Source organism: Brevundimonas sp. (genome assembly GCF_019636155.1).
Classification (GTDB): Bacteria; Pseudomonadota; Alphaproteobacteria; order Caulobacterales; family Caulobacteraceae; genus Brevundimonas.
Genome location: NZ_JAHBYB010000002.1, coordinates 321518 through 339420, shown reverse-complemented (window position 1 = coordinate 339420; position 17903 = coordinate 321518). Strand labels below are relative to the sequence as shown.

The window sequence follows — 17903 nt, the reverse complement described above, 5'->3', positions numbered from 1 at the left end:
GCGCGACTAGTCCGCCAGCTTTTTCAGCGTCGCCTGAAACGTGAGCCCCGGTGCCTGAGGCGATGTGCCTTCAACTGTCGCGACCGTTCCGACAAACTGGCCTTTCAGAATGATGTCCACCTTGTCGACGCCAAACACCGACACGACGCCGGGAATGGGCGTATGCCGATCCGTTCGCAGGTTGGCCGAGAACTTGTCGCCTTCAATCGAATAGGTGCCGTCGTAATAGATTCCGGCATCCCCGCCTTGCACCTTCCCATCGCGAAGAACGACAACGCCCGCGCCGACGCCCAGCGGCGTGATGAAGTGAACGCCATAGAGCCCGTTTTGCATCGTCGTCGCGCCTCCTGAGCGCTTGTCACTGTTCGAGCATAACCTCGTTCTGCGGCTGAGTTGGACGTAGTTCGCGGCGCCGCGCAACCCTTCCGCGCGGGGCCATCCACAAGAATGTTCGTGATCTGTTCTTGAGCGCCTGCAACCGCTTTGGCATTACTGACGCTAGGTCGGAGTATCGGAGGAACACATGGAAAGCCCCCAGTCCGACTCTGTCGCCCGTATCGCCGCCGGCCTGGACCTTCGTCGGTCTGACGCGTGGGCGGGCATCCGCACCGCCCTGAACGAACTAGAGCGGCGCTATCCAGGATCGATCGCGCGCATGAACGCCGAATTGGAGATGCGGCGCCTGGGCGTCGACCGCGGGCAATGAGATCGCCGAAGCGGAAGATCGCCCATGAGCGCGACATTGCCGAGTTGCGGGAGGCGCATCGGATCTTGATCGGCATACGCGCGCGGTTTCACCCTGCGACGACCACTATCGCGCGGTTAATCGGGTGGCCGATGGCTTTCGCGAATGAGCTGTGGTCTGGACGGGGGACGATCGGGCGTTCGCGGTGAAAATTGGAAGCACTCCGCCGTCATCACTGCCTTTTTCGTGCACCAACGAAAATGCCGGTGAGGACCATGCCGACCAGCCCGATGACAGTGACGGCAGTGCTTCCCACCAAAAGCACGAGTACCTCAGTATCGAGGTTAAATCGGGTAGTTTCGCTTCCGGAAAGGAGCAAAATGAAGCCAACGGCTGAACTGTACGCACACATGAAAGCAAAGGCGCGTTCGGCGTATGGCGCTATCAGCGCGTCTAGGATTTCGGCCGTCCGAACACGCTTCTTGAGCTCGTCAACTTCCTGTTTGAGAGCGACGTTTTCCTCAGTGACCTCGGTAAATCTGTCACGAAGTTTCTCAACGTCACCGGGTGCAGCAGGACTCTCTACCGGCTCCAAGCTTACCGGAGCGCGGTCGAGATCCTGAAGGCTGACATCCTCGTCAGCTGGCGGCACGACCAGCCAACGCCAGCTGTTTGTAGTGCTCTTTAATGACCTTGTCAGAAAGCTTCGCGTTCCGACCGCGCTCGAAATAGGCCTCAGTCCACGGCGTACCGGGCTGGTGGGTCATGTCAGACAGATCATACTGAGAGAACTTGCTGTACTTATTCCAAACGTGTTCCAAAACCTTCCGCTCTTTCGGGGTTAGGTCGGCTTTGAAGGGGCGCCCATTGGTCATCAAAATATGACCTTGTCGGTCAAACCCATAGTCACGAATTCGGTCCCAGATTTTCCGGAAGACAGGTCCGTTGTCCCAAGCTTCGGGAGCGTCTGCGACGAGCCGTTCACCTGTGATCGCGAGGTTCCAGCCATGCGCCATGTAGGTGAGCTTATGCAGCTTCATCTGGGGCAGGGGTCGATCCGCGAGATCGACGAAAGCGTTCGCGATAGCGGCTGATGGATGATCAGTCATGGAACACCTCCTTTCGTGAATCGAGAACGGCACAGGCGAAATTTCGCTGCCCCGTTCCGGGTTCGTTCCGAGGTATGATATAGGAGATTGTTAAGGAAGCTACCACCCCCTGGTTAAATTCGCGGCACGTAAGCGACAGACGCCAAGCCTTCGAAAGGCTCGCTGTGGCAGAAGGCGACCTTGATCGATTTTCGGGTTTCCGGAGACAAGTCGGCCTGCATTTCATTGAATTCCAGCACCACACCGTCGTCGCCCCAGCCCTTGAGGCGGTAGAACGTGACCCCGCCCGCGAACTCAAGTTCGATATCATCGGCATAGCCGCTGAGATGGCGTCGAAGGTCGCCTACCGTAAACTTGTCGGTCATCGTCCGCTCCATTCGCTACTTGGCCTACGGTTCAACTTAGCCGCTCGCCTGAGGCTCGTCGATTAAGCCATTCCTCGACGTCCGATCTGACCCAGACCGAGACCTTGTGAGATAATCGGCGCTGGCGCGGAAACCTGCCCAGCTTGATCAGCCGATAAATCTCAGCCTTGCTGATGCCGCATCGGTCGACCAGTTCTTTCATACGAACGAACGCGATCGGGCCGGGGAAATCAGTTTCCATCGGCGAGTCTTGGCGGTCGCCAGGATGAATTAAAAGCTTGATAATAAAGTGTAATTCACCAAATCCGTGTTAAGCCGAAGTCTCAGCAATGCGATGGAAAAAGCCGACCTCGATTCCTGACCACGGGCGGCCGGCTATGGCTTGCACAACGTGGCCCAGGATCGCCGGATTGCCAGCCTCGATTTCAGCACGGATTTCGTCCGCATAGGCGCGCCCGGTGGCGCATTCGTCCGCATAGTCGCCCGATGGCGAGACGGCCCAAAGGTCGCGGCGGGCGCCGGTCTGGTCTGCGACGACGAAAGAAAGATTGGTGGTCATGACGAAAGCTCCGATGCGCGCCCAAACGGCGATAAGGACTCATTAAACGCCATCGTTTATGTCGTCAATAGACGCTGGTGTTTATTTGTCGTAGAGGATGCACATGGGCCGCCCCGCATTGAACCTTGAGAAAATCCAGATTCGCCTTTCCAAGGCGGTGATCGATCGAATCGACGCGATCGCCGGTTCACGACGCCGGCCGGCGTTTATCCGCGAAGCGGTCGAATCCGAACTGAAGCGGCGCGAAGGGAAGGGCGACTAGCCAATCGCTGCCTTAAACGCCCCGCTGTTGCGGGAGACGTAGTTCAGCAGCACCCGCTCGCCCGCCTCGGTCGCCAGGGCCCGATCCAACAACTCAGCCGGATCGAAGATGTTGATGATCTTGGTGCCGCCACCTTGGCCCCGCCCAAGATTCTTCCGGTGCCGCGGGTCGCTTTCGGTCAGCATTTCCTCGCCGCGCAGGGCCACCACTGGCACTTCGTTTGGCTTCAGGCCAATGATCCCGCCTGTGTGATAACGGGTCGCACCGGCCATGGCTGCCAGGGGGATCGTGCGTCCACCGCCGCCCGTGCCGATCAAGCCGCCGCCGTGGCGGAACAACCCAGTGATGAAGTTGGCGATGACCCCGCCCTTGCCGCCGCCCTTGCCCTTGACCGGATCGCCAATACCCAGCGCGTTCAGGATCTCTTGTTGTGCGATCATCATTGCGATCTGGCGAAGGAAGTCGGCTGCGAACTGGAGAAACGAGTCTCGTAGGCTTTCGAATGCGCCGGCGCCGTCGGCGAGAGACTGGGCAAATCGATCGAAGGCTTGAACGCCCCCTCCGATGATCATTTGATTGATCTGTTCGCCAGTGATGAAGGCTCGCCCGCCGACATCGGCGATCGTATCGCGGGTGGTTAGCAAGCGAAGGATGGCGCTCTCTGCTTCCGGGCCGCCGATCGCCGTCCACATCTGAACGGCATGGTCGATTGCGGCGACCATGGCGTCATCCACCCTGGCCAAACTTTCGGTAAGCCTTGCGACTTCGGCGTTCTGTCCCACGGACTGCAGAAATTCGATGCGGTCCTGAATGTCCGACCGCAAGCCGCCCAGGTCGCTGAGGGTTTTTTCAGCGGCCTGGCGGCGCCGGGCCGCGTCTTCGGCCTGGTACAACTGCTGAAGTTGCTGCGCACGCTCGAGTCCGATGGCGGTCTCTAAGGTGAGTTGCTCCTCAGCGAGCCGTCGCTGGACATACGCCGCCTCAGTCTCAACCTGACCCCTGGCCTGCGCAAGATCCCGCGCCGTCTGAGCGATCGCCACCCTGGCGCGATCCACCATTTCGGCGTCGTGAAGGTCCCCGACCGTTTGGGCGATCGCTTCACGTTGCGTCTGAGTGAGATCCAGTCCTACGGCTTGCGCCTGAAGTTCAGCGGTGCGAATCGCCTCCGCAACCTTGGCCGCCCGTTCCTGCTGGCCAATCAATGTGAGTTGGAATTTACGGGCGTCGTTTTCGGCCTGGAGTCCGATAACGAACTCACGCTGCGCCTCAGCTTTTCGCGCCGCCTCGCGAGCTGCTGAATTATCGGCCCGGCTCGAGTTCGCAGCGCGAGGCGGATCAAGAGTCGTGTCACGCGCCGGGGTGGAGTCCTGGAGAAAAGACGCGCTCCCGTCGCGCAAGCGACTCAGCCCGAGTTGCGTCTGAGCCGTCCGCAGACCTTGTTCGGCGAAGTACACCTGCCCGCGAAGAATCCCGTCCCGTGGGTTTGCAGCGTAGCGCCGACGCTTGTCGGCGAGATTGGCCTCGCGCCGGGCCACTAGCCCCTCGAGGTTCTGGGTGTTCGCCGTTCGGGCACCGGGTAGGCGTGCGCTAGGTGATATCGACATTCAGGATTCTCAGACGCTGAGATGTCTGATTCATAGGGCTCCGTTCGATGGACGGAGCCCTTTTGATGTCAGCCAAGCGCTACGAGTTGAGCCAGGTTCAGTGGGAGCGGATCGCGGACCTGCTGCCGGGCAAGGCGGGCGATCCTGGGCGGACTGCCGCCGACAACCGGCTGTTCGTCAACGGGGTGCTGTGGGTGCTGCGCTCGGGGGCGCACTGGTGCGATCTGCCCGAGCGCTATGGACGCTGGAAGACGCTGCACAAGCGCTTCAGCCGATGGTCGAAGGCCGGGGTGTGGGATCGGGTGTTCGCCGACCTGATCAAGGACCGTGACAATCAGTACCTGATGATCGACAGCACCTTGGTCCGAGCCCACCAGCAGGCGGCGACCGGAAAAGGGGGGCCTCGGATCAGGCTCTGGGGCGCTCCCGAGGCGGACTGACCACCAAGATCCACATGGCCGCCGACACCCTCGGCCGGCCGATCCGGTTCATCCTAACCGCCGGCCAAAGCGGCGACGCCCTGGCCGCGCCAGCCCTGCTGGAAGGCTTTCGCCCCCGCGCCGTGCTGGCCGACAAGGCCTACGATTCCAACGCCCTGCGCCAACTCATCGCCGACGCCGGCGCGCAAGCCGTCATCCCCTCCAACCGCACTCGCAAGGTGCTGATCGCCCACGACATTGAAGCCTATCGCGCTCGTAACCGCATCGAGCGTTGCTTCTCAAAGCTCAAGCACTTCCGACGCTTCGCCACCCGCTACGATCGCAGAGCCATTCACTTCCTAGGCTTCGTTCACCTCGCCGCCGCCATGATCTGGATGCGATGAATGTCGATTCCACCTAGGGCGCTCAGAGATCCGGGCTTCGTCCGACCCGATCCGATCGGCGCGCGACGTCCATTGCGAGCTGCTTCGTACGACTCTGCGAACTCTGGCGAGCCAGGCAGGCCCTTCAAGTAGATGGTGGGCGAGCCTTTGGCGCGATAGCGGAAGCGCAGCTTTCCGTGCCGATCGCGGAATGAACTCGCGTTGGGAAAGCCGATCACTGACAGACCGCGTCCCATGGATTGCTCCCTTGCGCCTCCCCGCCAGACTCGGCAGTCGCCGAATTCTGAGCTTCAGCCGAAGACGGAACAAGGGTGATCGCGTCGGGCCCAATCTTCACCGCATAGCCGACGGCCGCCGCAGCCTTAGCGGCGCGGGTGTAGTCAGCTTGGGAAAAGGCCGCAGCCCGACGCGCCATAGTCAGATAGTCGGAGTCAGCCGGACTTGGCCAGTCGCCGCGGCGCTGGCCTTGTCGGCGGCTGCGGCGCCGCCTTTGAAGTTGTCCGTGGCCGTCTTCGTCCAGTTTTTTGCCGTATCGTCCCAGTAGAGCACATCGCCCTGAGTCCAGGCCTGGTTCGTTTTGGCGGCCAGTTCGAAAACGCCGACCAGGTCGCCCGAATAGGTCTCGCCTTCGGCGGCCGAAGTCGCCGAAACGTGGATGAAAGCGCCCTTTTTGACGGTAGCGCCGGAAACGACGCCCCCCGACTGAGCGACGAAATCGAGGGTGTTCCCCGGTTGAACGAAATTACGCATCTCAGATGCCTTTCGAAGTTCGAAAAAGGATTGTGGTGGGCCGGGCGGCCCCCGCGATGCGCCGCTTCAGTTCAGCGATGTATGCGGCTAGCCGCCCGGCATTGGCTTGGGAGTAGCGGACCCGCTCGCCGTTCGAATCCTGGACTTCGACCACAGCCTTGCCGGTCTGCAGGGCGTGATACGCGGCCTCGGCCTCAGCAATCTGTTCAGCGAGCGTGGCCATGACCTTAGGCGCCCGGGTTGCGGTACGCGCCGCGCCAGTCAGTGGCCCCGACGCCCAGGTCCAGCGTCACCCGGAACTCGCGGCCCAATACTTCCCAACCTTCACGGGTGGCGATCTGAGGGCCTGAAGCGCTGGCGAGATAAGCCATTTCCAGAACGGGGGCCGTAGCCTTGTCTCCGAAGAGGTACCAGGCGTTGCCGGTGATGCGCGGCTCCACGATCAACGTCAGCGTACCCGCGAAGGGGTTCTGGTCTGAAACCGAAGTGGCGTTCAGCGTTGCGAGGATTTGCTCAGCCTTGGTTTCCTGAGCGGGACCGACCACGAGAATCGCGGGCCGCACGCCGACGGGCGAAACGCCGTCCAGACCTTTCTGCGTCCGCATGGCTTGGCGGCCGGCGCTGAGGGTGGCGACGTCCAGCGCAGCGCCCGACGCGGCGAGGTTGCCGTGATCGGCGTGGAACAGACGCTTGCCGTCCGACATGACCGGACCCGCGCCAGACGACTGAGTCAGCAGCGAAACCAGGGCGTCGGCTTCGGCCTGCGCCGCGGCCGTGCCCAGACGGGCCGCCGACTGACCAAAGACCCCGAATTGGTCATTGATCAGCAGTTTGCGGGACAGGCTGAAAATCCCGCCATAGGTTTCGATGGCGTAGCCTTCGGCCGCCTCGCCCATGCTGACACTCTTGATCTCGCCGGCCTCGTTGACCTTTTTCAGCGGCGACATTTCGCCGGCCTTCAGGACGGTGACGTCGCGAAGATCGGAGACCGTGCGCCGAACGGCCAACTGGACCAGCGGCGAAGCTGCGACCTGATAGGCGTTGCTCACCACGCGATTACCGCCTTGCTCCAGCAGCAGCGGGAAATCCGACGTCGTGTGCATCGCCCGCGTCAGGATGGTTTCGGCGCTCAGGCCTGAAACACTGACGCCGGAACGGCTCAGCGCATCACGGGCGAAATCGACGAAGCCGAGTTGCAGATATTGTTGCGCCGGTTCCGAAGCGGCCGGGCCACCCATGCGCTGCGCCAGCGCTTCAGCCTGCCGGGCCACGATGATCGCTGGATCCGTATTGTCCGCGCCGACATGGATGCGAATGCCGCCGACGCCTGAGGTTCGTTCAATGACCGCGTCCAGAGCCGCCGAACGGGCGGATCCGATGTCGGCGCCGGCGTCGATCTGGGCATCTGCCCACACCCGATCCAGGCCGGCCGTCTCGGCAAGGCTGCGGATTTGCGCGTTCAGGTCCGCACGGGTTTCCGTGGCAGCCGGGGTCATCGGCGGCGTTTCGCCGGCGCCGCCATTGGGAGTGATTTCGTCAGGCATGAGCTCTTTCTCGCTGCGAATGCGGGCCTCCGGATCGGCGGGAATGCCGACCAGGCTGACCTCGCGGATGGTCCATTCGACGGCGGTTCGAAGGGGGATTTTGGATTGAGGATTTTTGGACTCGGTCCAACGGGTGACGACGTAGCCGACCGACACGCCGCGCAAGACGCCTTCCTGAACCTTCAGGACGGTCGACCGAACGTCATCGGCCCCGGACAATCGGATGATCGCGACCAAGCTGGCGCCTTCACGGCGCGCGCTCTCGACCACGCCGACCACGTGCTCACTTCCGGTTTGGCGGTGGCCGTCCAGCACAGGGATACCGGCGAGGCTGGCCGGATCGATTGCGGCCAGGTCCAAGCGCTCAATGAAGGGGCCCTTGGCGTCGCGGCGCTGAACGTCAGCGCCAGTGCTGATTAAGGCCTCAATCGTTCTCGCCTCAGCATTCCATGACGCGGGCGAGAACGGCGCCTGGCGCGTCTCAAGTTCAAGTGCCGTCGGCATCGTCGCCTCCCTGCGGTTTAGGATTCGGGGCGGCGGTCGGATTGATGGTTTGGGTAATGCCAAGCGCGGCTTCGCGGGCATGATCCGCGGCGATTTCGGCGTCCAGCGCTTCGACTGAATAGCCACGCTCAGCGACGGCTTGCCGGCGGCTCATGAGTCTCAGCGCGAGCGCCTCGCGAATGGCCGCCATGTCTTTGGCCGGGTCGATCCAAGGCATGGCCGGCGGATAATGCTCAGCGCTGACGTAGTCCGCAAAGGCGCGCTCATATTCCGGCGCGTCCAAGTCGCCGACCAGCACGGCCGTTGTGACGACGCGCTCAAAAACGGGGTCGCAAGCCTGAGGGATGAATGTCCCCCACTGGATCTGTTCGACCTTCTGGCGGAAGGCGACCATAGCCGCGCGTAGCGAGCCATAGTTGGCCTCGCGAAGATCGCCTGAAACTAGGTGCGCCGGCACGCCCAATCCCGCCGCGATGGCGCGAATCTGGTGAGCGACGAACTCAGCGGTTTGCCGAGCGACCGGGGGCGTAGCGAATTTTATGTCACACCCGGCCGGCAGGATCTTGAGTGTGCCCGGCTCTAGGTGGAATCGACATTCATCGCATCCAGATCATGGCGGCGGCGAGGTGAACGAAGCCTAGGAAGTGAATGGCTCTGCGATCGTAGCGGGTGGCGAAGCGTCGGAAGTGCTTGAGCTTTGAGAAGCAACGCTCGATGCGGTTACGAGCGCGATAGGCTTCAATGTCGTGGGCGATCAGCACCTTGCGAGTGCGGTTGGAGGGGATGACGGCTTGCGCGCCGGCGTCGGCGATGAGTTGGCGCAGGGCGTTGGAATCGTAGGCCTTGTCGGCCAGCACGGCGCGGGGGCGAAAGCCTTCCAGCAGGGCTGGCGCGGCCAGGGCGTCGCCGCTTTGGCCGGCGGTTAGGATGAACCGGATCGGCCGGCCGAGGGTGTCGGCGGCCATGTGGATCTTGGTGGTCAGTCCGCCTCGGGAGCGCCCCAGAGCCTGATCCGAGGCCCCCCTTTTCCGGTCGCCGCCTGCTGGTGGGCTCGGACCAAGGTGCTGTCGATCATCAGGTACTGATTGTCACGGTCCTTGATCAGGTCGGCGAACACCCGATCCCACACCCCGGCCTTCGACCATCGGCTGAAGCGCTTGTGCAGCGTCTTCCAGCGTCCATAGCGCTCGGGCAGATCGCACCAGTGCGCCCCCGAGCGCAGCACCCACAGCACCCCGTTGACGAACAGCCGGTTGTCGGCGGCAGTCCGCCCAGGATCGCCCGCCTTGCCCGGCAGCAGGTCCGCGATCCGCTCCCACTGAACCTGGCTCAACTCGTAGCGCTTGGCTGACATCAAAAGGGCTCCGTCCATCGAACGGAGCCCTATGAATCAGACATCTCAGCGTCTGAGAATCCTGAATGTCGATATCACCTAGTCGTCACGGCCTACGCTTCCGCCGAATGGGCACAGCTGCGCCCGACAACACGCGCAACATACAAGGGAATCATCGAACGGCTGCGAAACGATCACGGGGACCTGCCTGTCGCCTCGCTTCAGCAACGCCATATCCTGGCGATGCGCGATAAGCTGAAGGATCGTCCGGCCGCCGCGAACAATCTAATCAAGGTCCTGCGATGGCTTATGGCCTTCGCCGTGGAACGTCAGATACGCGGGGACAATCCGGCGACCGGCGTGAAGCCGCTGAAATACGAATCTGATGGCTTCCACACTTGGACCGAAGCCGAGATCAGCAGATTTGAGAAGCATTGGCGCCTAGGCACGCGCGAGCGTCTCGCTTTTGACCTATTGCTCTACACCGCTCAGAGATCCGGCGACGTCCGTCAGATGGGGCGTCAGCACCTGAGCGGGGACGGCTTCATCCGCGTGAAACAAGAGAAGACCGGCGCCGAACTGGAGATTCCCATTCATCCCCGATTGAACGCGTCCTTGGACCAATTGCCTAGGGGGCAAATGCTGTTCCTTCAGACGCAATTTAGTGTCGGTTTCACGGCGGCCGGGTTCGGGAACTGGTTCAGGTCCGCGTGCGTCGCGGCCGGCGTTGCGAACTGTTCTGCGCACGGCCTGAGAAAATCAGCCGCGACACGTCTCGCCGACGCCGGATGCACTGAAGCGCAGATCATGGCCGTGACCGGACACAGCACTACGAAAGAGGTCCAGCGCTACACCGCGAAGCGTGACCAGCGCCGCCTTGCGACAGACGCCATGGCCCGTATTGGCGGGACGGATCACGAACAGAATTTGGCTAACCCTGCTAACCGGTTAGCCAAATCACGCCGCAAGTAGCTGAAGGAGAATGTTATTTTGGACGCCATGGCGGGCGGGAGACGAAGAAACCGAGAACTACACCTACGCTATAGCCCTCCAAGATGACACCTAAAAGCCGCCGATGGTCGACAGACGGGCCACGGGTTGGCATTATGTTGCCCGTGCCCAACCGCAGGAGCGACGCAACGGCAATCCGCGCAGACCGTGAAGGAGCAGAACCATGGTAGCCGTGATGTTGATGAGCGTGGCGCTAGTCGCCGTCCTTTGCGTCGTGGCCTATAAGCTCGCAGTCTATGCTCTGCCCTTCATGCTCGGATTGACTGCTGCGCAATTCGCCTATCAGACCGGCTCCGGCGTGATAGGTGCCGGGCTGGTCGGCCTCGTTTCCGCTGGCGTGGCGTTTGGCATCCTCGCTCTGCTGTTCGAGACGTTGCGCACTCCCATCCTGCGTTTGATTGTGGCGCTGATCTTTGCCGCACCCGCCGCCGTCGCAGGCTATGCGCTGGTCTATGGCATCACCAAAGAGGCGGTGCCCTCTGAAATCTGGCGGCAAATCTTCTGTCTGGTCGGCGGCGGTTTCGTTGGCGTATCGGCTTTGATGCGACTGGCCGCACCGTTGCCCTCCAGCCCCGTGCTTGCCCGTTGACATGAAGGTATGAAATACGGTCCCGGCGCAAGAGCGCCGGGGCTTTTTCATAGCGGCCCTCCGGCTCTCTACAGCGGTCAATTTGGAAGCGCGTTCGCCTCCGGGCTGGCGCGGCTATCGCCGCGCCGCAGTGGCCTACTTTGCCGGCAGGGATCGAACGAAGGCGAGTGCGGCATCGACCGGCTTGCGCCTTCGCGTCGTCACCGAAGGCCGATGGCCCTTCGCGCACCATCTGTTTCCAGCGCCAGAAACCTAACAATGACGCCGCGAAGCGGCGACTGATTGATTGGTTTTACTAAGGGCGTTGCCCTCGCGCCAGCAAGGTAAGTGGAACCGTCCGGGGCGGTATCCCCAGCCTTCCGCGCCCAAAGGGCTTGTGCAGGCCGGGTGATCCCCCTCCGCCCCGGCCGCCCTTGCTCGTTGCTACCCCAGTCTCGGCGACGGCCAGAAGGTCAGGCGCGGCGTTCCGCTTCGCTGACCTTCAGACCCGAGGATCAGAGACATGACCAACGTATCCGACAGCACCCCCCGCATCTATGTTGCCTGCCTTGCAGCTTACAATAGCGGCTATCTGCATGGGGCTTGGATCGACGCGGATCAGGACGCCGACCAGATCAGGGACGAGATTACCGCGATGCTTGCGCGTTCCCCCGTCGAGGATGCGGAGGAATACGCCATTCACGACTATGAGGGCTTCGAGGGCGTCAGCATTTCCGAATATGCCGGCATCGACAGCGTGGCGCGGATGGCCGCTTTCATCGCAGAGCATGGCGCACTCGGCGCGGGCTTGCTGGGGCATTTCGGTGGCGACATGGACCAAGCCGAAACCGCCTTTCAAGACTGCTATCATGGTCAGTACGCCAGCCTCGCCGACTATATGGAGGAATTGACCTCAGAGAGCGTCACGATCCCCGAGGCGCTGCGCTACTATGTCGATTGGCAGGCGATGGCGCGCGACGCTGAGATCGGTGGCGACCTGTTCACCATCGAGACGGCGCATGGCGAGGTGCATGTGTTTTCCAGCAGATGAGAACGTGAATGCCTGTCCGTGCTCATAAGGGCAGGCATCTCGAAAGCACCGGCTGTCGCTAAGCTAAAAACACCAAAGAATGATCGGGTTAGCCGCTCAAGGTATCTGCTTTGAGCGGCTTCTCTATTTCCAACGATCCTTGAACCTCTCTTTGCCGGGCGCTGCCCAGCATCCCGGCTTGGGGAGGTGACGCCATGCTCAGCATCGATTGGCGATCTCCGGCGGCATACGGGTACACAAAGCACATCCCTGCCGCTGGTTTCGCTTGGGAATACCTGCGCCGCAACGACGAATATCGTCGGGACTGCCAGACCATCGCATTGACCGGAGGGACAGATGCCCGCGACCTCGAAGAGTTCGCGCATCGCTGGGGTTTGCGATTTCCCGTGCGATCCAGACGCGCCGCATGAGCAGCATTCGCCAATCTGGAGTCCGCGCCTTCAACCGCAAGCCGTAATGTTGTCGCCCGTCAATCACAAGGACGACGACACCGAACCGGTACTGACGTTGGCGCATCTCGACGGCCTCGATATGCGCCGCGCGGCCGATGGCTGGCACGGCATCTGGCAGGTGGATGGCGTCGCGCATCAATTCTGGCTGCCAAAGGCGGTGCCCGACGCGGCAGCGTTCTACGCTGTCACGCTGCCGATGGATTCCTTTCTGGAGCTGCGCGCCCACGCTGCGCGCCGTCTTTGGCGGTCTCTCAACGGTCGCGCGCCCGGTCCCGACTTCCGGGCCGTTCCCGCCCAACTCCGGCAATGGCATATCCTGTCCCTGCGCGCGCTCGACGCCCGACTGCATGGCGAAAGTTATCGCACCATCGCTGAAGTCCTGCTCGGCTTTCGCGGCACCAAGGAGGACTTTGAGAGCGATCCTCGCAAGAACAAGGCCCGCCGCCTGGTCACGCACGGTATCAAGATGATGCGCGGCGGCTATCGCCTTCTGCTTCACTACCCGATCAAGCCCGGCAAGCGTTGATCGGGTGGCGTGACCCTCACGCCTTGTTGGCTGCCGCCTGCTCCAGAATCTTCCGATAGCCCTCACGCGACAGCCATTGCGCGCGTTCGAGATGGCTTCGCCAGCAACGGCGGGTGCGAAGTTCATCGGCGACCGGATCACGGTGCAACACGATCTGCGCGACTTCCTTCCAGTCCGCGCCCTCGGCCTTCGCATCGAGAAGGCGCAGATAGGTAACGTAATGCCGTTTGTCATAGACGGTTATGGTATCGCCGGTCGGCGCTTCATCGTCCACATCGGGATCGAGTTCGACGGGAACCCGCATAGTCACTCCTCCTAGGTTCCAGAGAGCCTTGTTTGCGGTGCGCCCCCGCAACTGGCCCCTCTACCTGGTGATCGGGGAGTTAGTAACCGTGACTAGACGGCCCCATGACCTTTAGGCGAGAAGCCCTGGACATACGCCATGGGCTCCCCGACCATAAGGTTCGAGGATGGTGGTGCCGTCACGGCCGGCACCAACCGCTAGTCAGGGGTTACTACGCCCCAGAGCAGCGCGTCTGCTCCGTCTACGTTTCTATCCGAGCCGGCCGTAAATGTCTTTGCCTATTCGGCGGGGCAGGCAGTGAGACGCTGAATTATCTCATTTATTAGCCCGCATCACCCCAGAGGGGGTGCCGCCAGCGCATAGGCGCAAATGCGGCACGCTACGCGCCGCCGATCCCTCGCCATGGTTCGCCACAGTCCGCTGCCGCCCCCGGCAGCCCAATCCTGACTGGAGGTGATCCATGCCCAACCCGCTTGCGGGCCTGCCGCCGCGCCTGCTGCGCACCAAGGAAGCCGCGCGCTTCCTCGGCATATCCATCCGCACCCTTGAGAAGCATCGCACCTACGGGACCGGCCCGACCTATCGCAAGGTCGGCGGTCGCGTCCTCTACACCGTCCGCGATCTGGAAGACTGGAGCGCGGTCGGCGAACGCAAATCCACCCGCGACAAGACCGCCGGCACCGTCTTTCCCGCGCGTCCCCTCACGCCCGAAGAACGGGGCGACTGCTAGATGCTGCGCGAGGACGATCACGACCCCGCGCACCCGACCGAGGATAGCGAGCGCAGCCGTCTAGACCCCTTCGTGGTCGCAACGGGCGACGCGCCGCCGCGCGACCAGCGCGACTTGATGGAACGGCCGTTCTTCTCGCTGGCGAAGACCCCGCGCACCAAGCCGATTCTCTACAAGGCCGCCGACATAGAGGTGCAGGTGTTCGGGATGCCCGAGCATGGCATGGCGACCATATGGGACGCCGATGTGCTGATATGGGCGGCCTCGCAGATCGTTGCGGCCGAGAACAACGGCCTCACCACGTCGCGCTTTGTCCGGTTTACGCCCTACCATCTGTTGCGCGCCATCGGGCGGCCGACCGGCAATCACCAATACCGGCTTCTGAAAGCCGCGCTGGCGCGGCTGCAATCGACCGTCATTGCCACCACCATCCGCAACGGCCCGCATTGGCGTCGCCGGCAATTCTCATGGATCAACGAGTGGGAGGAAATGACGACGCGCGCCGGCCGCGTCGAGGGCATGGAATTTGTCCTGCCCGAATGGTTCTACAATAGCGTCATCGACCGCTCGCTGGTCCTGACCATCGACCCTGCCTATTTCCGGCTGACTGGCGGCATCGAGCGATGGCTTTACCGCGTCGCCAGAAAGCACGCCGGGCACCAGCGCCACGGCTGGATTTTCGAGGTCGCGCACCTTCATCAGAAATCCGGCAGCCTCGCCCGGCCGTCCGACTTCGCGCTCGACCTGCGCCGGATCGCGGCCCGCCAGCAACTCCCCGGCTACCGCCTCCAGATCGAGCGGGAAGACGGCCGCGAGCTGCTGCGCATCCGCCCCGAAAACTCATCAACAGGCACTGTTGATAACCCTGTTGATGCCATCGGCAGATCAGGCGCACGGGGTATCGGCACATCAGGCGCAGCACTATCGGCAGATCAGGCGCACGAACCGCAGCTAACGCTCTGGCCTGAAAAGCGGAATCCGACCGCTAACTTATCTAACAGAGAATCTAACTCTTTTTCTTTGACGCGCGCGCACCCGAAGCGTGGTGCCGGTTCTGCCCGAAGGGGCGAGCCATGACGGCCGCGCTCGACGCGCTGCGCCCGCGCAGCCCCCAGCACATCACCGGAGACAAACAATGACCCGTCGCGCCCACCGCAGCGCGCACGGCCGTCCGCTGCCGGACGGGCCTGCGCCCTTCACAACATTGGTCGAGCTGACCTTCGAGAAACGCAAGGTCGAGCACTGGATACGCTTCGGCCGCAAGAGCTACAAGCAGATCATCGACCGCCGCCGCAGCGTCGTCGGTTTCGCGCCGGGCAGCGTCTTTGCCTTCGTGCGATGGGCGAAGGGCGAGCACGGCACTGTCGTTTCCCGCATCGACATTGTGCGCGCCATCGGCCGGGGCGAGCCGTTCCAGACATTGCCGTTCGTGCGTCCCGGCGGCGAAATCCTGTTGCGCCTCGACGGCTGGCCGAAGGTGCAGCGTGCGCTTGTCGCTATCGACGCCGTGGATGCGCTCGGCCTCGATCCGGCCGACGCCTCACCGGAGCATTGGCGGCACGTCCATAACCGTTTGACCGCCAATCTGGAGCCGCACGCCTACACCCCCGAGCGACATGCCGCTTGGCTTCATCGCCGAAGGATCGACCCATGACGCGCCGCCGCACCCTCACGGTGACGGCGCTCGCCGCCATCGGCATCGCCGCCGCCAGCGCCGTCGATTGGCCCGTGAAACTCATCTGGAACGCGACGGCCAGCGCACCCATCGGCTTCTACACCATCGCACCGGCCGAGCGGATCGAGGTGCCCGAGATGGTCGCCGTCATGCCGCCCGAACCGCTCGCCGCCTTCATGGCCGAGCGCGGCTATATCACGCGCGGCGTCCCGCTGTTGAAGCGCGTCTTGGGCTTGCCGGGACAGCGGGTTTGCCGCACCGGCCGCACGATCACGGTGAACGGGATCGAGATGGGCGAGGCGCTGGAGCGCGACAGCCTCGGCCGTGATCTGCCCGTCTGGCGGGGCTGCCGAGTGATCGGCGACGGCCAGCTTTTCCTCATGAATTGGGAAGTCCGCGACAGCCTCGACGGCCGCTATTTCGGACCCACCCCCGCAGCTTCCGTCATCGGCCGAGCGGTCCCGCTCTGGACCGATGAGGAAGGCGTCGGCCGCTACGAGTGGCGCGCACCGACGCATTGAAACCATCCCCCGAAAGCCAACCGCAGGAGATTTCCCATGGCAGAAATAGGCACCTTCACCCGCACCGAAACCGGCTATGCCGGGGAGCTTCATTCGTTCGGCCTGCACGAAAAGCTGTTCATAGTCCCGGCCAAGCCAAGCGACGTGAAAAACGCGCCCGACTATCGCGTGCGCCTCGATAGCGAGGACGGCCCGGACGCCGGCCCGACATGGAAGGACGCCAGCGAAAATGCCGGCGACTTCGTGTCGATGAGGCTGGAGGGACCGATCTTCCCGTTCCCGATCCGCGCCAAGCTGTTCCAGTCCAACGACGATCCTTCGGTCTGGACGCTGCGTTGGAAGCACCCCCGGAAAGTCGAGGACGAGGAATGACGGCCGCGCGCGTCCGGCCCGCCATCCGGTCCAGGATCGTCATCCCTTTGTTCGCGGAAAAGCCGTCTCATCCCTTCGTCCCGCTCGGCCACCGGACGGCCGGCGCGCACAGCGAAGGTCAGGGGCGGCCATCGGCCGGCGCTAGCGCCTTGCCCTTGACCGCAGCGCGCACGCTGGCAGGCTGGTGTCGAAGCGGAGACAGGACTGCATGGCACTATGCCGTCCTGATACTGGCCGGCGCGCTTTCCGTTTGCGCGGGATCGGGCGTCGCGGTTGCACAATCCGCGCCCGTCGAGCGCCCGGCCGCCGCCCATCCTTATGCGGTCCACATCGCCGAGGCGTCGCAGCGTTTCGGCATCCCCGAGCAATGGATTCGTGCCGTGCTGCGCGCCGAAAGCGCGGGCGACGTGCGTGCGGTTTCGTCGGCCGGCGCGATGGGATTGATGCAGGTGATGCCCGACACATGGACGGGCCTGCGCATCCGCTACGGCCTCGGCCGCGACCCCTACGACTCGCGCGACAACATAATGGCTGGCACGGCCTACCTGCGCGAAATGTGGGATCGCTACGGCAATGTCGCGGCGATGCTCGCGGCATATAACGCCGGCCCCGGCCGCTATGACGAATACCTTGCGACCGGCCGCACCCTGCCGGCCGAAACGCGGGCCTATGTCGCCGCGCTCGCGCCGATCCTCGGCGGCGCGGCTGCAACCGAACCGCCGTCATCGGCACCGCCACCGCCGCCTGATTGGCGCGAGGCACCGCTGTTCGTCATGCGTCCGGGCGACACGCGGGCCGTCGCCGCGCCGCCGTCCGACGCACAATCCGGCGACGCCCGCGCGACCGTTCCGGCGCGCGATCCCGCCGATGCAGAGTCGCAGGGCGACAGCATTTTCGTCGCCGACGCGAGCGGTTCGGGAACGCCATGAGGGCGGCGTTCCCGCGCTCGGCGGCGCTCATTCCGGTGTCCAGTCAGGCAGGTTTTTGCCCGGCTGGATTCCCGGCAGGAGGGGCAGAAAAGGCAGAAAGGGCGGAGGGCAAGATTAAAGAAGACGGCACCATATCGGGCCGCTTCTGGAAATTGTTGTTGTCTGCACACTGGTTAGGTGGCCGGTTCCGGCACCATGGTTTTGAGGGGTCGCGTGCCGCGATTTC

25 protein-coding genes and 2 pseudogenes are annotated in these 17903 nt (G+C 63.1%); 14 read left to right on the top strand and 13 right to left on the bottom strand.

Going from position 1 to position 17903, the window contains the following annotated elements; all coding sequences use genetic code 11:
• Positions 1–6: 6 nt before the first annotated feature.
• Positions 7–333 (bottom strand): GrlR family regulatory protein, encoded by a 327-nt coding sequence (locus KF910_RS03725; protein WP_292258842.1) that lies wholly within the window; start codon positions 331–333, stop codon positions 7–9.
• Between the two features lie 190 nt (positions 334–523).
• On the opposite strand from KF910_RS03725, the gene KF910_RS03720 reads away from it, so the two are divergent.
• Complete coding sequence (locus KF910_RS03720; RefSeq protein WP_292258841.1) at positions 524–706, top strand: hypothetical protein; 183 nt, start codon at positions 524–526, stop codon at positions 704–706.
• 211 nt (positions 707–917) lie between these two features.
• Here the strand turns inward: KF910_RS03720 and KF910_RS03715 are convergent, their stop codons facing one another.
• The 5 genes from KF910_RS03715 to KF910_RS03695 form a co-directional block, all read right to left on the bottom strand.
• On the bottom strand, positions 918–1337 hold the full coding sequence (locus KF910_RS03715; RefSeq protein ID WP_292258840.1) for a hypothetical protein: 420 nt from the start codon (positions 1335–1337) through the stop codon (positions 918–920).
• Complete coding sequence (locus tag KF910_RS03710; RefSeq protein WP_292258839.1) at positions 1324–1794, bottom strand: Panacea domain-containing protein; 471 nt, start codon at positions 1792–1794, stop codon at positions 1324–1326. The genes KF910_RS03715 and KF910_RS03710 overlap by 14 nt, the downstream gene beginning before the upstream one ends.
• A 113-nt stretch (positions 1795–1907) precedes the next feature.
• Positions 1908–2159, bottom strand: a complete 252-nt coding sequence (locus KF910_RS03705) for a hypothetical protein (RefSeq protein ID WP_292258838.1) — start codon at positions 2157–2159, stop codon at positions 1908–1910.
• 31 nt (positions 2160–2190) lie between these two features.
• Positions 2191–2400, bottom strand: a complete 210-nt coding sequence (locus tag KF910_RS03700; protein ID WP_292258837.1) for a helix-turn-helix transcriptional regulator — start codon at positions 2398–2400, stop codon at positions 2191–2193.
• 69 nt (positions 2401–2469) lie between these two features.
• A complete protein-coding gene (locus KF910_RS03695; RefSeq protein WP_292258836.1) occupies positions 2470–2718 on the bottom strand; it encodes a hypothetical protein in 249 nt (82 codons plus the stop codon).
• A 103-nt stretch (positions 2719–2821) separates the two neighbouring features.
• Between KF910_RS03695 and KF910_RS03690 the strand changes: the two genes are divergently transcribed.
• On the top strand, positions 2822–2980 hold the full coding sequence (locus tag KF910_RS03690) for a hypothetical protein (protein ID WP_292258835.1): 159 nt from the start codon (positions 2822–2824) through the stop codon (positions 2978–2980).
• Here the strand turns inward: KF910_RS03690 and KF910_RS03685 are convergent.
• Entirely contained in the window at positions 2977–4515 is a 1539-nt protein-coding gene (locus KF910_RS03685) for a hypothetical protein (protein WP_292258834.1), read from the bottom strand. The two genes, KF910_RS03690 and KF910_RS03685, sit on opposite strands and share 4 nt — an antisense overlap.
• A 134-nt stretch (positions 4516–4649) precedes the next feature.
• Between KF910_RS03685 and KF910_RS03680 the strand changes: the two genes are divergently transcribed.
• Positions 4650–5407 (top strand): IS5 family transposase gene (locus KF910_RS03680; protein WP_292258833.1). Its coding sequence is split into 2 segments (ribosomal slippage): positions 4650–4992 and positions 4992–5407, totalling 759 coding nucleotides; the frame shifts between segments, so codons are not numbered across the junction.
• A 417-nt stretch (positions 5408–5824) separates the two neighbouring features.
• On the opposite strand, the gene KF910_RS03675 is transcribed toward KF910_RS03680, so the two are convergent.
• The 5 genes and pseudogenes from KF910_RS03675 to KF910_RS03655 form a co-directional block, all read right to left on the bottom strand.
• Positions 5825–6157, bottom strand: coding sequence for a DUF2190 family protein (locus KF910_RS03675; protein WP_292258832.1), 333 nt, complete (start codon positions 6155–6157; stop codon positions 5825–5827).
• Between the two features lies 1 nt (position 6158).
• Positions 6159–6380 carry a gpW family head-tail joining protein gene (gene gpW, locus KF910_RS03670; RefSeq protein WP_292258831.1) on the bottom strand — a complete coding sequence of 74 codons (222 nt, stop codon included), beginning with the start codon at positions 6378–6380 and terminating at the stop codon, positions 6159–6161.
• Between the two features lie 4 nt (positions 6381–6384).
• Positions 6385–8205: a prohead protease/major capsid protein fusion protein gene (locus tag KF910_RS03665; RefSeq protein WP_292258830.1), complete on the bottom strand. Its 1821-nt coding sequence runs from the start codon at positions 8203–8205 to the stop codon at positions 6385–6387.
• Positions 8189–8785, bottom strand: a pseudogene (locus KF910_RS03660) (phage portal protein); the annotation flags it as partial. The gene KF910_RS03665 and the pseudogene KF910_RS03660, both read right to left, overlap by 17 nt.
• Before the next feature lie 16 nt (positions 8786–8801).
• A protein-coding gene (locus KF910_RS03655) for an IS5 family transposase (protein WP_292258833.1) occupies positions 8802–9559 on the bottom strand; the annotation gives its coding sequence in 2 pieces (ribosomal slippage) (positions 8802–9217 and positions 9217–9559; 759 coding nt in all).
• 222 nt (positions 9560–9781) lie between these two features.
• Here KF910_RS03655 and KF910_RS03650 point away from each other — a divergent pair.
• From KF910_RS03650 to KF910_RS03635, 5 genes are all read left to right on the top strand, one after another.
• Positions 9782–10510, top strand: coding sequence for a tyrosine-type recombinase/integrase (locus KF910_RS03650; protein WP_292258828.1), 729 nt, complete (start codon positions 9782–9784; stop codon positions 10508–10510).
• A gap of 202 nt (positions 10511–10712) precedes the next feature.
• Positions 10713–11138, top strand: coding sequence for a hypothetical protein (locus KF910_RS03645; protein ID WP_292258827.1), 426 nt, complete (start codon positions 10713–10715; stop codon positions 11136–11138).
• 502 nt (positions 11139–11640) lie between these two features.
• A complete protein-coding gene (locus KF910_RS03640) occupies positions 11641–12168 on the top strand; it encodes an antirestriction protein ArdA (RefSeq protein WP_292258826.1) in 528 nt (175 codons plus the stop codon).
• 194 nt (positions 12169–12362) lie between these two features.
• Entirely contained in the window at positions 12363–12578 is a 216-nt protein-coding gene (locus KF910_RS14310; RefSeq protein ID WP_207588946.1) for a transcriptional regulator domain-containing protein, read from the top strand.
• Positions 12505–13146 carry a DUF2285 domain-containing protein gene (locus KF910_RS03635; RefSeq protein WP_292258825.1) on the top strand — a complete coding sequence of 214 codons (642 nt, stop codon included), beginning with the start codon at positions 12505–12507 and terminating at the stop codon, positions 13144–13146. The genes KF910_RS14310 and KF910_RS03635 overlap by 74 nt, the downstream gene beginning before the upstream one ends.
• 16 nt (positions 13147–13162) lie before the next feature.
• Here KF910_RS03635 and KF910_RS03630 read toward each other — a convergent pair whose 3' ends face one another.
• Complete coding sequence (locus KF910_RS03630) at positions 13163–13450, bottom strand: DNA -binding domain-containing protein (protein WP_207588942.1); 288 nt, start codon at positions 13448–13450, stop codon at positions 13163–13165.
• A gap of 460 nt (positions 13451–13910) precedes the next feature.
• Between KF910_RS03630 and KF910_RS03625 the strand changes: the two genes are divergently transcribed.
• The 6 genes and pseudogenes from KF910_RS03625 to KF910_RS03600 all read left to right on the top strand — a co-directional run bounded on the left by KF910_RS03625 (position 13911) and on the right by KF910_RS03600 (position 17677).
• Complete coding sequence (locus KF910_RS03625) at positions 13911–14180, top strand: helix-turn-helix transcriptional regulator (protein WP_024353481.1); 270 nt, start codon at positions 13911–13913, stop codon at positions 14178–14180.
• Positions 14181–15014 (top strand): annotated as a pseudogene (locus KF910_RS03620) (replication initiator protein A); the annotation flags it as partial.
• A 301-nt stretch (positions 15015–15315) separates the two neighbouring features.
• Positions 15316–15834 (top strand): DUF2840 domain-containing protein, encoded by a 519-nt coding sequence (locus tag KF910_RS03615; protein WP_207588938.1) that lies wholly within the window; start codon positions 15316–15318, stop codon positions 15832–15834.
• Positions 15831–16376: a S26 family signal peptidase gene (locus tag KF910_RS03610; RefSeq protein WP_207588936.1), complete on the top strand. Its 546-nt coding sequence runs from the start codon at positions 15831–15833 to the stop codon at positions 16374–16376. Before KF910_RS03615 ends, KF910_RS03610 begins: the two co-directional genes overlap by 4 nt.
• Positions 16377–16412: 36 nt before the next feature.
• Positions 16413–16748: a DUF736 domain-containing protein gene (locus KF910_RS03605; protein ID WP_207588934.1), complete on the top strand. Its 336-nt coding sequence runs from the start codon at positions 16413–16415 to the stop codon at positions 16746–16748.
• The gene (locus KF910_RS03600; protein WP_246751659.1) at positions 16745–17677 is read left to right on the top strand and encodes a lytic transglycosylase domain-containing protein; all 933 of its coding nucleotides are present in this window, start codon (positions 16745–16747) and stop codon (positions 17675–17677) included. Before KF910_RS03605 ends, KF910_RS03600 begins: the two co-directional genes overlap by 4 nt.
• The last annotated feature ends 226 nt before the right edge of the window (positions 17678–17903 follow it).